At 41.3% G+C, this 12,822-nt stretch carries 23 protein-coding genes and 1 rRNA gene; all 24 read right to left on the reverse strand.

Annotated elements, in window-relative coordinates:
• Positions 1-104 (reverse strand): 16S ribosomal RNA (locus HMPREF1150_RS0111035); the annotation flags it as partial.
• 233 nt (positions 105-337) lie between these two features.
• The gene (locus HMPREF1150_RS09785; protein WP_032905352.1) at positions 338-1,597 is read right to left on the reverse strand and encodes a gamma-glutamylcysteine synthetase; all 1,260 of its coding nucleotides are present in this window, start codon (positions 1,595-1,597) and stop codon (positions 338-340) included.
• Between the two features lie 247 nt (positions 1,598-1,844).
• Positions 1,845-2,231: a 50S ribosomal protein L17 gene (rplQ, locus tag HMPREF1150_RS09780; RefSeq protein WP_002894521.1), complete on the reverse strand. Its 387-nt coding sequence runs from the start codon at positions 2,229-2,231 to the stop codon at positions 1,845-1,847.
• Positions 2,232-2,242: 11 nt separating this feature from the next.
• Positions 2,243-3,181, reverse strand: a complete 939-nt coding sequence (locus tag HMPREF1150_RS09775) for a DNA-directed RNA polymerase subunit alpha (RefSeq protein ID WP_002894519.1) — start codon at positions 3,179-3,181, stop codon at positions 2,243-2,245.
• A gap of 45 nt (positions 3,182-3,226) precedes the next feature.
• Entirely contained in the window at positions 3,227-3,610 is a 384-nt protein-coding gene (rpsK, locus tag HMPREF1150_RS09770; RefSeq protein ID WP_001118385.1) for a 30S ribosomal protein S11, read from the reverse strand.
• Positions 3,611-3,629: 19 nt separating this feature from the next.
• A complete protein-coding gene (gene rpsM / locus HMPREF1150_RS09765; protein WP_002894516.1) occupies positions 3,630-3,995 on the reverse strand; it encodes a 30S ribosomal protein S13 in 366 nt (121 codons plus the stop codon).
• A 17-nt stretch (positions 3,996-4,012) separates the two neighbouring features.
• On the reverse strand, positions 4,013-4,129 hold the full coding sequence (gene rpmJ / locus HMPREF1150_RS11465; protein ID WP_001808836.1) for a 50S ribosomal protein L36: 117 nt from the start codon (positions 4,127-4,129) through the stop codon (positions 4,013-4,015).
• A 22-nt stretch (positions 4,130-4,151) separates the two neighbouring features.
• Positions 4,152-4,370, reverse strand: coding sequence for a translation initiation factor IF-1 (gene infA, locus HMPREF1150_RS09760; protein ID WP_001029883.1), 219 nt, complete (start codon positions 4,368-4,370; stop codon positions 4,152-4,154).
• A gap of 117 nt (positions 4,371-4,487) precedes the next feature.
• A complete protein-coding gene (locus HMPREF1150_RS09755) occupies positions 4,488-5,126 on the reverse strand; it encodes an adenylate kinase (protein ID WP_009659182.1) in 639 nt (212 codons plus the stop codon).
• 173 nt (positions 5,127-5,299) lie between these two features.
• Positions 5,300-6,607: a preprotein translocase subunit SecY gene (secY, locus tag HMPREF1150_RS09750; RefSeq protein ID WP_002898721.1), complete on the reverse strand. Its 1,308-nt coding sequence runs from the start codon at positions 6,605-6,607 to the stop codon at positions 5,300-5,302.
• A gap of 12 nt (positions 6,608-6,619) precedes the next feature.
• Complete coding sequence (gene rplO / locus HMPREF1150_RS09745) at positions 6,620-7,060, reverse strand: 50S ribosomal protein L15 (protein WP_002901833.1); 441 nt, start codon at positions 7,058-7,060, stop codon at positions 6,620-6,622.
• A gap of 155 nt (positions 7,061-7,215) precedes the next feature.
• On the reverse strand, positions 7,216-7,398 hold the full coding sequence (rpmD, locus tag HMPREF1150_RS09740) for a 50S ribosomal protein L30 (RefSeq protein WP_002894509.1): 183 nt from the start codon (positions 7,396-7,398) through the stop codon (positions 7,216-7,218).
• A gap of 13 nt (positions 7,399-7,411) precedes the next feature.
• Positions 7,412-7,906, reverse strand: coding sequence for a 30S ribosomal protein S5 (gene rpsE, locus HMPREF1150_RS09735; RefSeq protein WP_002894506.1), 495 nt, complete (start codon positions 7,904-7,906; stop codon positions 7,412-7,414).
• Positions 7,907-7,923: 17 nt separating this feature from the next.
• Positions 7,924-8,280: a 50S ribosomal protein L18 gene (gene rplR / locus HMPREF1150_RS09730; RefSeq protein WP_009659213.1), complete on the reverse strand. Its 357-nt coding sequence runs from the start codon at positions 8,278-8,280 to the stop codon at positions 7,924-7,926.
• Between the two features lie 85 nt (positions 8,281-8,365).
• Positions 8,366-8,902 carry a 50S ribosomal protein L6 gene (gene rplF, locus HMPREF1150_RS09725; protein WP_002894503.1) on the reverse strand — a complete coding sequence of 179 codons (537 nt, stop codon included), beginning with the start codon at positions 8,900-8,902 and terminating at the stop codon, positions 8,366-8,368.
• A 189-nt stretch (positions 8,903-9,091) separates the two neighbouring features.
• The gene (rpsH, locus tag HMPREF1150_RS09720) at positions 9,092-9,490 is read right to left on the reverse strand and encodes a 30S ribosomal protein S8 (RefSeq protein ID WP_002899666.1); all 399 of its coding nucleotides are present in this window, start codon (positions 9,488-9,490) and stop codon (positions 9,092-9,094) included.
• A 213-nt stretch (positions 9,491-9,703) separates the two neighbouring features.
• Complete coding sequence (locus HMPREF1150_RS0111040; RefSeq protein ID WP_001085697.1) at positions 9,704-9,889, reverse strand: type Z 30S ribosomal protein S14; 186 nt, start codon at positions 9,887-9,889, stop codon at positions 9,704-9,706.
• A gap of 17 nt (positions 9,890-9,906) precedes the next feature.
• Entirely contained in the window at positions 9,907-10,449 is a 543-nt protein-coding gene (gene rplE / locus HMPREF1150_RS09715; protein WP_002894499.1) for a 50S ribosomal protein L5, read from the reverse strand.
• A 23-nt stretch (positions 10,450-10,472) separates the two neighbouring features.
• The gene (rplX, locus tag HMPREF1150_RS09710; RefSeq protein WP_002894497.1) at positions 10,473-10,778 is read right to left on the reverse strand and encodes a 50S ribosomal protein L24; all 306 of its coding nucleotides are present in this window, start codon (positions 10,776-10,778) and stop codon (positions 10,473-10,475) included.
• A 76-nt stretch (positions 10,779-10,854) separates the two neighbouring features.
• Positions 10,855-11,223, reverse strand: coding sequence for a 50S ribosomal protein L14 (rplN, locus tag HMPREF1150_RS09705; RefSeq protein ID WP_002894494.1), 369 nt, complete (start codon positions 11,221-11,223; stop codon positions 10,855-10,857).
• A gap of 25 nt (positions 11,224-11,248) precedes the next feature.
• Complete coding sequence (rpsQ, locus tag HMPREF1150_RS09700) at positions 11,249-11,509, reverse strand: 30S ribosomal protein S17 (protein ID WP_000440801.1); 261 nt, start codon at positions 11,507-11,509, stop codon at positions 11,249-11,251.
• A gap of 23 nt (positions 11,510-11,532) precedes the next feature.
• Entirely contained in the window at positions 11,533-11,739 is a 207-nt protein-coding gene (rpmC, locus tag HMPREF1150_RS09695) for a 50S ribosomal protein L29 (protein WP_002894488.1), read from the reverse strand.
• A gap of 9 nt (positions 11,740-11,748) precedes the next feature.
• On the reverse strand, positions 11,749-12,162 hold the full coding sequence (rplP, locus tag HMPREF1150_RS09690) for a 50S ribosomal protein L16 (protein ID WP_000960948.1): 414 nt from the start codon (positions 12,160-12,162) through the stop codon (positions 11,749-11,751).
• Between the two features lie 3 nt (positions 12,163-12,165).
• A complete protein-coding gene (gene rpsC / locus HMPREF1150_RS09685) occupies positions 12,166-12,819 on the reverse strand; it encodes a 30S ribosomal protein S3 (RefSeq protein ID WP_002894486.1) in 654 nt (217 codons plus the stop codon).
• Positions 12,820-12,822: the final 3 nt, after the last annotated feature.

The following is a 12,822-nucleotide window of genomic DNA, read 5'->3' on the forward strand; positions in this document are numbered from 1 at the left end:
GCAACTCATCCAAGAAGAGCAAGCTCCTCTCTTCAGCGTTCTACTTGCATGTATTAGGCACGCCGCCAGCGTTCGTCCTGAGCCAGGATCAAACTCTCATTAAAAAGTTTGAGTTCGCACTCATTACTGTCCACTGACAGATTTATTTTCGTTTTTTTGACAGGTTACATATCTCTATGTCACCCTGCACTTGGTTCGTCTTGTTCAGTTTTCAAAGGGCTTTGTCTTTCGCGACAACTATATTAGTATATCACCCAACCACACCTCCTGTCAATACCTTTTTCTAATTTTTTTCTTTTTTTTCTAAAAATTTTTATTCATCAACGGCCAACCTCCATTAAAGAGAAGGAAGATAAACTTCCTCACCTAGTTGACGAGCTAATAAACCAGCTCTTGCCAGCTGAAGCAAAGTCTTTGTGAATTCATAAATATGCTCTCTTTCACTTGCAGACAACTCTTTTTTAGAAAACTTTCTTCTTAAATCTTTGTAATCCCGACCTTCCTCCTGAAAGAAGGGAGCGTCTTGTAAATAGGCTTTTACATTCTCCAAGTTTTCTAAAATACCAAGATGAAAAGCGGCAGAAGCAAAAGTTTTATCAAAAGGCTGGGTGCAGACGCTCCGAAACTCTACTGTCCCCCGTGTCGTCAAATCTTGATACTGGTAACTTCTGTGATTCTTGAAGTCAGCTTCCCTTGGTGTCAAGTTTACTTTTTCACCTGAAAGGCTATAAGCCTCAATAGTTTTCCGACTCATGTATTCATTAGCAGCTATCGGATAGAAATAGTAGGATGTACCTTCACGTTCGGCAGTGAAAAGCGCTGATTTACCAAGATAAGTAAAAAAATCATCTTCAGTTTGAAAATCTTTCTGATTAACGCCTGCATTTTCCTGTAAAATGCCATGCATCGATTGCTCCCAGAAAATATCCCGAGCTATTTTTGTATCCCAAGGAGAATCTGAAAACTCTGAATTGGCAAAGAGGTATGCTTTAGCAGCTTCAATTTGATTGAAGACATTGATGACGCTTAAATAATTTTCTCTTGAGACATCCAGCTGAACTTGACTCCCACAAATAAAAGCACCATATTCTGGATAATTGTGCAAACCTTCCATGTTCTTTCCCATAGCTAAATACTGCATCAGCATTTCATATCTTGGATATTTAACTGGACTATTATCATTTTCAGCCCAGAAAGGATGAATACCTTCTCCTTGAATTTCATGATGTTCTTCACGCAGAATTGGCTGAATAATGTCTAGATAGTTCTTAAAACGCTCTTCAACTTCTTGAATTCTGCTAGCCTTGGCAAAAGCGAATTCCAAAGTATTGTAAGAAACCTCAAAAAGAATTCTGTCTTCATTTTTAGTAGATTTTAGTTGGATGGGATTCCCGTCTCTATCAAATCGTTCTGCCTCAAAATCATACTCTTCCAACAGTCGTTTCAAGAGATTTTTAGCAACATTTGTATCAGTCGCCCCGCCCTGGCTATTGACAATAGGAAATTCTAACTCAATGCCAATGTATACAGTTGGATTTTCTTTAATATTCTTTAAATAGCGTTCTTTTAAAATTTGGATTGAATCAATCATTTCCATTTCCTATAAATTTTTGATAGTGTTAAAGTATTATAACAAAATTTCAGGAATTTTCCTAGGTTCATGCAAAAACGCCTGCTTACGAAATTGTTTTTGTCTTAAAAGCAATTTCGTAAACAAGCGTCTACCTATTATCAACTATATGATGAGTGTTCCCGCTAGGAAAAAATCCTAGCGGTAGACCAGAGCTAGACTAAGAATAGAACCTCTATTCCATCATCATAACACTCAACAAAGATTGATGATCTTATACTAATTCGATGATTGCCATTGGCGCAGCATCACCGCGGCGCGGTTCAGTTTTCAGGATACGAGTATATCCACCATTGCGCTCTGCATAGCGTGGTGCAATCTCAGAGAACAATTTTTGAAGAGCAGTAGTTGTAGTATACTTTTCTGTTGCTTCATCATAGTTTTCTGATGCGATTTCATTGCGTACAAAAGCTGCTGCTTGACGACGAGCATGCAAGTCTCCACGTTTGCCCAATGTAATCATTTTTTCAACTGTTTTACGGATTTCTTTAGCACGAGCTTCAGTTGTCACGATTGATTCGTTGATCAGCAAATCAGTAGTCAAATCGCGAAGCATTGCTTTACGTTGTGAGCTAGTGCGTCCTAGTTTACGGTAAGCCATGTATTCCTCCTTTATTTATCGTTTTTTAACCCCAGACCGAGATCAGCAAGTTTAACTTTTACTTCTTCCAGACTCTTGCGTCCCAAGTTACGAACTTTCATCATTTCTGGCTCAGATTTTTCTGTCAAATCAAATACAGTATTGATACCTGCACGTTTCAAACAGTTGTATGAGCGAACTGACAAATCTAATTCTTCGATGGTCCGTTCCAAAATGCGGTCATCAGAAGTCTTTTCTGCTTCCTTCATAACGTCTGCAGCGATAGCTACTTCTGTCAGGTTAGTGAAGAGATTCAAATGCTCCGTAAGGATGCGGGCTGAAAGTCCCAAAGCATCTTCTGGAATAATTGTTCCATTCGTTAAAATTTCAAGGGTTAGTTTGTCAAAACCATCGTTGCTACCAACACGAGCTGGCTCAACCTGGTAATTAACTTTTGTCACTGGCGTATAGATAGAATCCACCGCAAGTGTTCCCACTGGTGCATCATCTTTCTTATTTTCATCAGCAGGCACATAACCACGGCCGCTGTTAACAGTCATCGTTGCCTTAAAGCTTGCGCCTTCTCCGATTGTAAAGAGATAATGATCAGGGTTTATAATTTCAATATCACTGTCTGTCAAAATGTCTCCGGCAGTTACTTCTGCTGGTCCTTCAACATCCAGTTCAATAATCTTTTCGTCTTGGACGTAAGATTTTACAGCAATCCCTTTGACGTTCAGAATAATTTGCATCACGTCTTCGCGGACACCGGAAATTGTATCAAACTCGTGCAAAACACCTTCAATATTAATTGAAGTAACAGCAGCACCTGGAAGTGAAGCCAAAAGCACACGGCGAAGAGAATTTCCCAGTGTTGTACCATAACCACGCTCAAGCGGCTCTACTACAAACTTGCCATAATCTTTATTTTCATCAATTTTTGTTATATTTGGTTTTTCAAACTCAATCATTTGCTATACTCCCTCTTAAACGAAAAGCAGTGTAACGGTTGGTGATTATACACGGCGACGTTTTGGAGGACGAGCACCATTGTGTGGTACAGGAGTCACATCACGAATAGCTGTTACTTCAAGACCAGCGGCAGCAAGAGCACGAATAGCAGACTCACGACCAGAACCTGGACCTTTTACAGTAACTTCAACTGATTTCAGACCGTGTTCCTGTGCAGATTTAGCAGCTGCTTCAGATGCCATTTGGGCAGCAAATGGTGTAGATTTACGAGAACCTTTAAATCCAAGAGCTCCAGCAGATGACCAAGCAATCGCGTTACCATGCACATCAGTAATCATAACAATAGTGTTATTAAATGTAGCGTGAATATGAGCAATACCGGATTCGATATTTTTCTTCACACGACGTTTACGTGTTGGTTTAGCCAAGACTTTTTACCTCCTTATATTATTTTTTCTTACCTGCAATCGCAACAGCTTTACCTTTACGAGTACGGGCATTATTTTTAGTGTTTTGTCCACGGACAGGAAGTCCACGACGGTGACGGATTCCACGGTATGAACCAATTTCCATCAAACGCTTGATGTTCAAGTTTACTTCACGACGAAGGTCACCTTCAACTTTAATCGCATCTACTTCACGACGGATAGCGTCTTCTTGTTCGATTGTAAGATCTTTTACACGGATGTCTTCTGAAACTCCAGCAGCTGCCAAGATTTTCTTAGAAGTTGGAAGTCCGATACCGTACACATAAGTCAGTGAAACGACTACACGTTTGTCATTTGGAATGTCAACTCCAGCAATACGAGCCATTTTTTCTCCTTTCTATCTTATCCTTGACGTTGTTTGTGTTTTGGATTTGCTGGGCAAATTACCATAACACGACCATTACGACGAATAACTTTGCAGTATTCGCAAATTGGTTTGACCGATGGTCTTACTTTCATTTTTTCCCTCCAAGTTTTTCGATTATTTAAAGCGGTATGTGATCCGTCCACGTGTCAAATCATAAGGACTCATTTCTACAGTCACACGGTCTCCCGCTAAAATACGAATATAGTTTTTACGAATTTTACCAGAAACTGTTGCTAAAATCTGATGTCCATTTTCAAGTTCAACCGTAAACATTGCATTAGGCATTGTATCAACTACCTTGCCTTCAACCTCAATCACATCGTCTTTTGCCACGCAAAAGTACCTCCATAAATTTCGATTTGATCCCTCTGAGCACAGAGGTAACAATTATAAGTCAGACTAATTCATTGTATCACTACTTGTCAAATATTGCAAGCAGGAAAAACGCTTTTATTTCAAATTTGTCAAGACTTTTTCGATAGCTGAGAAGACATCATTAATATCTTGATTTCCTTGAATATCATGGACCAGACCTTTTCTGCGATAGTGATCAATAATCGGCTGACCCTGAGCAATATTGACATCCAAACGACGTTTAACCGTCTCAGGCTTATCATCTTCACGCTGGTAATAATCCTCTTCCTTGTAGTCTGCTGGCGGATTGAAGACCTTGTGGAAGGTTTCGCCTGTTTCATGATGGATAATCCGACCGCTCAAACGCTCCAGCAAGCTGTTAGGATCCACTTCGATATTGATAACGCCATCCAAAGCCAAATCAAGCTCTGTCAGAGTTTGGTCCAAGGCATGTGCTTGTTCAATCGTACGTGGGTAACCATCCAACAAGAAACCTGTTTCTTTGATGTCGTTCTGTGAAAGGCGTTCTTTAACGATTCCGTTTGTGACTTCATCTGGCACCAACTCGCCCTTGTCAATATAGGACTTGGCTAAAACGCCCATCTCTGTTTGGTTAGCAATCGCCGCACGGAACATATCTCCAGTCGAAATATGCGCAACATTGAAGTTCTCAACGATTTTAGCAGCTTGAGTTCCTTTACCAGCACCTGGTAAGCCCATAATCAAAAGATTCATGATTGGTCTCCTTTTTTGTTTTTAAAGCAATCTATTAAACCGATTAATAAACTCGTTTAAAAACAAAATAGAAGGGGGTGAGTCTACTCTGTCCCCTTTTATTTTGTTTATTTTCGGTTCAAGAAAGGTTATCTGAACGGGCTTCTCATTAGAAAAGCTATTCAAAAAGTCCCTTACTCTGAAGTATCCATAAAGCCGACATACTTTCTCTTCAGCAGGTAGCCTTCTAGCTGTTTCATTCCCTCAATACCGGTTGAGATGATGATCAAGAGACTGGTTCCTCCAAGAGCAACGGCATCTGTCAATCCAAATACATCTTTAGCCAAGATAGGCAGGATAGAAATGAAACCTAGGAAGAGAGATCCCACTGTTGCCAAACGACGAAGCAGCTTAGACATGTAGTCTTCTGTTCCTTTACCTGGACGAACACCTGGAATGTAGGCTCCGCTCTTTTGCAGATTTTCTGCTGTCTTCTCTGGATTAATCTGTACAAAAGTATAGAAGAATGTAAAGAGGACAATCAGGAAGGCGTACATGAACATGCCACTAATGGTCGTTGTTGCCAAAAGTGACTGAGCTGTCTTAACCCAATCTGCGTCATAGCCCAAGGCACTGACAACTTGGAATATCGCTGCCGGTGCAGCTGTAATCGAGCTGGCAAAGATTACTGGAATAACCCCAGCCGGATTGACTTTCAGTGGCAGATAGGAGCTAGAAGGTGCACCCTTAGCTACTTTCGTATACTGAACTGGAATTTTATATTCAGCCTGCTGTACAAAGGTTGTAAAGTAAATGATAAGCAGGACTGCCACAATCAGAATCCCTACAAAAATGAAGGATGAAGTCAAACGTTCACTAGGAATATTTACAAAGTAATCTTCATAGATACCTTTAATCATATCAGGGATAGCTGAAACGATACCAGCAAAGATGATCATGGAAACGCCATTTCCGTAACCCTTGTCTGTAATCTGCTCACCCAGCCAAGTTACAATCATTGAACCAGTTGCTAGAAGAACGCAAATCAAAGCGTAGGTCTGAACATTAGGATTGGCAACCAGATTAGCTCTTGAGAGAGTATCAAAACCAGCGGTAATCCCAATTGCCTGCACAAAGGCCAAAACTAGGGCGATATAACGAGTCGCTTGATTCAGCTTCCTCCGTCCCACTTCCCCTTGCTTGCCCCACTCTACAAACTTCGGAAGCAAGTCCATTTGCAGCAGCTGAACAACGATCGAAGCTGTGATGTAAGGACTGACTCCAAGTGCAAAGACAGAAAAGTTGCGCATAGCATTACCAGACACCAAGCTCAGCATATTCAGGAATGGCAAATCATTCAAATTGCTTAAGGCTTTGGCATTAATCCCTGGAACCGTTATGGTTGTACCGATACGGAAAACTAAGATGATAAAAATCGTGAACAGAATCTTAGACCGTACCTGTTTGATTTTAAATGCGTCTTTTAATAGTTTGAAAAACATAGGTCACCTCGCTTAGATGACTTCCACTGAACCACCTTTAGCAGTGATAGCTTCTTCAGCTGATTTAGAGAATTTAGCTGCCTTAACAGTCAATTTCTTTGTCAATTCTCCGTTACCAAGAATCTTGATACCTGATTTTTCAGCTTTTACAATACCTGCTTCGATGAGAACAACTGGTGTTACTTCAGCGCCATCTTCAAAGGCGTTCAGTTGGTCAAGGTTAACAATCGCATATTCTTTGCGGTTGATGTTCAGGAAACCACGTTTTGGAAGACGACGGAACAATGGAGTTTGCCCACCTTCAAAACCAAGGCGAACGCCGCCACCGCTACGAGCTTTTTGACCTTTTTGACCACGGCCAGATGTTTTACCGTTACCAGATGATGTACCACGACCAACACGGTTGCGGACTTTACGAGAACCTGCAGCAGGTTGTAATTCATGAAGTTTCATTATATTATTTCTCCTCTTTTTGTAAAATGCTAGCGCTCATATAGGAGAAAAGGTGTCTCCTATATAAACTCGCCTATACATATATTTAGTTTTAGGGGCTGAGAAAATCCCATCCCCTAACGTATTTTAATTTAAAGTTGTTAAACCAGCAAAGCTTATTTAACTTCTTCAACAGTTACCAAATGTGATACTGCAGTAATCATACCGCGTACTGCTGGATTATCTTCTTTGATAACTGAGCTGTTCAATTTGCCAAGTCCAAGTGCTACAACAGTTTTACGTTGTGACGGGATGCGTCCGATTGGAGACTTAGTCAAAGTAATTTTAATTTGAGCCATGTTATCCCCTTTCTTATGCCAAGTCAGAAACTGAAATACCACGAAGGGCAGCAACTTCTTCAGCGCGTTTTAATTGTTTCAAACCTTCAACAGTTGCGCGAACGATGTTGATTGGTGTGTTAGAGCCAAGAGATTTAGATGTAACATCTGCTACACCTGCCAACTCGATGACGGCACGAACCGCACCACCGGCAGCAACTCCAGAACCCTCAACAGCTGGCTTAAGCAATACTTTAGCTCCGCCAAATTCTGAAAGAACTTCGTGAGGAATTGTTGTGCCAACCATTGGTACTTCAATCAAATTCTTCTTCGCATCTTCAACTGCCTTGCGGATTGCTTCTGGTACTTCTTGAGCTTTACCAGTACCGAAGCCAACACGACCATTGCGGTCACCAACAACTACAAGAGCTGCAAAGCGAAGGCGACGTCCACCTTTAACAACTTTTGTAACACGGTTGATGGCAACTAAACGTTCTTCAAGTTCAACTGCGTTGTCTTTAAATGCCATTTTCTAGTGTCCTCCTCTTAGAATTTCAATCCGTTTTCACGAGCTGCATCAGCCAAAGCTTTTACACGTCCGTGATAGAGATATCCACCGCGGTCGAAGACGACTTCAGAAATACCTTTAGCAACTGCACGTTCAGCAACGAGCTTACCAACAACAACGGCTTGTTCTGTTTTAGTTCCTTTTGAAACTTCTTTGTCAAGAGTTGAAGCGCTTGCGAGCGTTACACCCGCTACGTCATCAATCACTTGAGCGTAGATGCCTGTATTAGAACGGAATACGTTCAAACGTGGGCGATCAGCAGTTCCAGAGAGTTTTCCGCGAACGCGACGGTGGCGTTTTTGGCGGATTTTATTTTTATCTGGTTTCGTAATCACAATTTTCACCTCTTAATTTTAATCTTGTGCTTATGCACAACCTTGGAAAACAGCTTGCTTGGCTGAGAAAATCAGCCAGACAAGATTATTTACCAGTTTTACCTTCTTTACGGCGAACGAATTCACCAACGTAGCGGATACCTTTACCTTTGTATGGCTCTGGAGCACGCAGGCTACGTACGTAAGCTGCAGTTTGTCCAACTACTTCTTTTGAAATTCCGCTGACAACGATAGTTGTTGGGTTTGGAAGTTCAAAAGTGATGCCTTCTGGTGCTTCTACTTCGTCTGGATGAGATTTACCAACTGAAAGTACAAGCTTTTTGCCTTGAAGTTGAGCACGGTAACCAACCCCACGCATTTCAAGTTCTTTCTTGAATCCTTCTGATACACCAACAACCATGTTGTTCAAAAGGGCACGAGTTGTTCCGTGGATTGTTTTCATTTCTTTTGAATCGTTTGGACGGTGAAGAGTTACTTCAGTTCCTTCCACACGGATTTCAATATCTTTTGAGAACTCACGAGTCAGTTCTCCTTTAGGTCCTTTTACAGTTACAACGTTGTCCTTGTTGCTGATCTCAACACCAGCAGGCAACACGATAACTTTATTACCAATACGTGACATGTATATATTCTCCTGTTAGATTGTCAGGCCGCAAGCGACCAGTTTTCACGGGGCTTAAATCGATTTCTCGATTTAAAGGAACATTTAGGTTTCAATTTCAAAGTGAATCTAGGAATCGTCTCGCAGGCATAACTTTGGGTTAGGCAAGAGACGATAACGAAGAGTCACAAAGAAATTGGGAACTAAATATTACCAAACGTAAGCGATAACCTCACCACCAACATTCTTTTGGCGTGCTTCTTTATCAGTCAGCAAGCCTTCAGATGTTGAAAGGATAGCAATTCCAAGTCCGTTCAGAACTTTTGGAAGATCTTCGCGTTTCTTGTAAACACGCAGACCTGGTTTTGAAACGCGTTTCAAACCAGTGATAACTTTTTCACCATTTTGTCCGTATTTAAGAAATACACGGATGATGCCTTGTTTGTCATCTTCGATGATTTCAACGTTTTTTACAAAACCTTCACGCTTCAGGATTTCAGCAATCCCTTTTTTGATGTTTGATGCAGGCACTTCAAGCACTTCGTGGTTTGCTTGGTTAGCATTACGGATACGTGTCAGAAAGTCTGCAATTGGGTCAGTCATAACCATTTTATATTTCTCCTCTTACTAGTAGTTTGCAAGCTGCACTTGCTAGTTAATGATTGAGCTAGGCTCAGATTGTATTGACACATTCGAACAAGATAACTCTTATTTGAACACGAGCTACAACCTGGGCAAAAAAGATAAATTTGTTTTGGAGCATCGCTCCTTCACCAAATTTCCTATTTTTGCTGTGGTTGTTACGCTCTTTTTATCATGATATTACCAAGATGCTTTGGTAACGCCAGGGATTTGTCCTTTGTATGCTAATTCACGGAAGCAAACACGGCAAAGTTTAAACTTGCGGTAAACGGAATGTGGACGGCCACATTTTTCACAACGAGTATAAGCTTGCGTAGAGAACTTAGCTGGGCGTTTGTTCTTAGCAATCATTGATTTTTTAGCCATTTGTTTTACCTCCTATATTATTTTGCAAAAGGCATTCCAAGGCCTGTAAGCAATTCGCGTGACTCTTCGTCAGTGTTAGCAGTTGTTACGATAACGATGTCAAGACCGCGAGTCTTATCAACGTCATCAAAGTTGATTTCTGGGAAGATCAATTGCTCTTTCACACCAAGTGTATAGTTTCCGCGTCCATCAAAAGATTTTGTTGGTACACCGTGGAAGTCACGAACACGTGGAAGAGAAACTGAAACCAATTTATCCAAGAATTCATACATACGTTCGCCACGAAGGGTTACTTTAGCACCGATCGCTACACCTTCACGAAGACGGAAGCCGGCGATTGATTTTTTAGCTTTAGTGATAAGTGGTTTTTGACCTGAGATAAGAGCCAATTCTTCAGCAGCTTTTTCAAGGTTTTTAGCGTTTGATACAGCGTCACCGACACCCATGTTCAAAACGATTTTATCCACTTTTGGCACAGCCATAACAGATGAGTAGTTGAACTTTTCAGTCAAAGCAGGAACTACTTCTTTAAGATATTTTTCTTTTAAACGATTTGCCATTATACTTCTCCTTTCCTTCGTGATTAGTCAAGCACTTCGCCCGATTTTTTATTGTAACGAACTTTTTTGCCGTCTACAAACTTGTAGCCAACACGTCCTGCAACACCATTTTTGTCAAGAACTTGAACGTTTGACACATGGATTGGTGCTTCTTTTTCCACGATAGCACCTTGAGGGTTTTCGTTATTTGGCTTTTGGTGTTTCTTAACGATGTTTACACCTTCAACAACAACTTTGTTTACTTTTGGAAGAGCTGTAACAACAAGCGCTTCAACACCCTTGTCTTTACCAGCAATTACGCGAACTTTGTCGCCTTTTTTTACAAACATTTATTTCTCCTCTTAATTCTTACGCCCATAGGGCACCCTGACTTTTGTCAGGGGACTGTGTTTGTTAATTTTTTGATTAAAGTACTTCTGGAGCCAATGATACGATCTTCATGAAGCCACCGTCACGCAATTCACGAGCAACTGGGCCGAAGATACGAGTTCCGCGAGGAGTTTTGTCTTCACGGATGATGACTGCAGCGTTTTCGTCAAATTTGATGTATGAACCATCTTTACGACGAGCACCTGATTTAGTACGAACGATAACAGCTTTTACAACGTCACCTTTCTTAACCGCACCACCAGGAGTAGCTTGTTTTACAGACGCAACGATTACATCACCGATGTTAGCGAACTTACGTCCTGAGCCACCAAGAACTTTGATCGTCAAGATTTCGCGAGCGCCGCTGTTGTCGGCAACTTTCAAACGAGTTTCTGTTTGAATCATTTAAGTTTTCTCCTTTCTGGTTTGATTAGATGATAACCGCTTCTTCAACGACTTCTACAAGACGGAAGCGTTTTGTAGCTGAAAGCGGACGAGTTTCCATGATACGAACGATATCGCCTTCTTTGGCAACATTGTTTTCGTCATGTGCTTTGTACTTCTTAGAGTAGTTAATACGTTTACCATAGACTGGGTGGTTACGTTTAGTTTCAACTACAACTGTGATTGTTTTGTCCATTTTGTCAGAAACAACGCGTCCGACAAGAACTTTACGATTATTGCGTTCCATTGAAATTCTCCTTCCCTAGTCTATTATTTAACTTCTGATTGAACAGTTTTAATACGAGCGATTTGTTTTTTCACTTCTTTCAAACGAGCTGTCTGCTCCAATTGGCCAGCAGCTGCTTGGAAACGAAGATCAAACAATTCTTTCTTCAATTCATTTTCACGCTTCGCGAGTTCTTCTTGAGAAAGACCACGAAGTTCTTTAACAAATTCTTTTACTTCATTAAGTTTCATGCCTTCTCCTTATTCTGCTTCACGTTTTACGAATTTACATTTAACTGGAAGTTTGTGGCTTGCAAGGCGAAGCGCTTCGCGAGCGATTTCTTCTGAAACGCCAGCAACTTCAAACATTACTTTGCCACGCTTAACTGGCGCAACCCAACCTTCTGGAGCACCTTTACCAGATCCCATCCGTACACCGATAGCTTTTGCAGTGTATGATTTGTGTGGGAAGATTTTAATCCAAACTTTACCACCACGCTTCATGTAACGAGTCATAGCGATACGGGCAGCTTCGATTTGGCGGTTAGTAATCCAGTGGCTAGTAGTTGCTTGAAGACCGTATTCTCCAAATGCTACTTCTTTTCCGCCTTTAGCTTCACCGCGCATTTTTCCACGGAATTCGCGACGGTGTTTAACACGTTTAGGTACTAACATTGGTTATTTACCTCCTTTAGTGTTTTTACGAGCTGGAAGGACTTCTCCACGGTAGATCCAGACTTTAACACCCAGTTTACCGTAAGTAGTATCAGCTTCTTCCCAAGCGTAATCGATATCCGCACGAAGAGTGTGAAGCGGAACAGTTCCCTCAGAGTAACCTTCGCTGCGGGCAATATCTGCACCGTTCAAACGACCTGATACTTGAGTTTTGATTCCCTTAGCTCCTGCACGCATTGTACGTTGGATAGCTTGTTTTTGAGCACGACGGAAAGCAACACGCTGCTCAAGCTGGCGAGCAATTCCTTCACCAACCAGGTGCGCATCCAAGTCAGGACGCTTGATTTCGATGATGTTGATGTGGACTTGTTTTCCAGTCAATTTGTTGAGTTTTGCACGGAGTGCATCAACGTTTGCTCCACCTTTACCGATAACCATACCTGGTTTAGCAGTGTGAAGAGAAACGTTTACTTTGTTTACTGCGCGCTCAATTTCAATAGTTGAAATCGCTGCGTCAGCCAATTCTTTTTGAACGAATTTACGGATTGCAAGATCTTCATGAAGGTAATCCGCGTATTCTTTTTCAGCATACCATTTGGCATCCCAATCACGGATGATGCCGACACGCATACCAATTGGATGTACTTTTTGACCCACGAT

Source organism: Streptococcus sp. AS14 (assembly GCF_000286495.1).
GTDB lineage: Bacteria > Bacillota > Bacilli > Lactobacillales > Streptococcaceae > Streptococcus > Streptococcus sanguinis_P.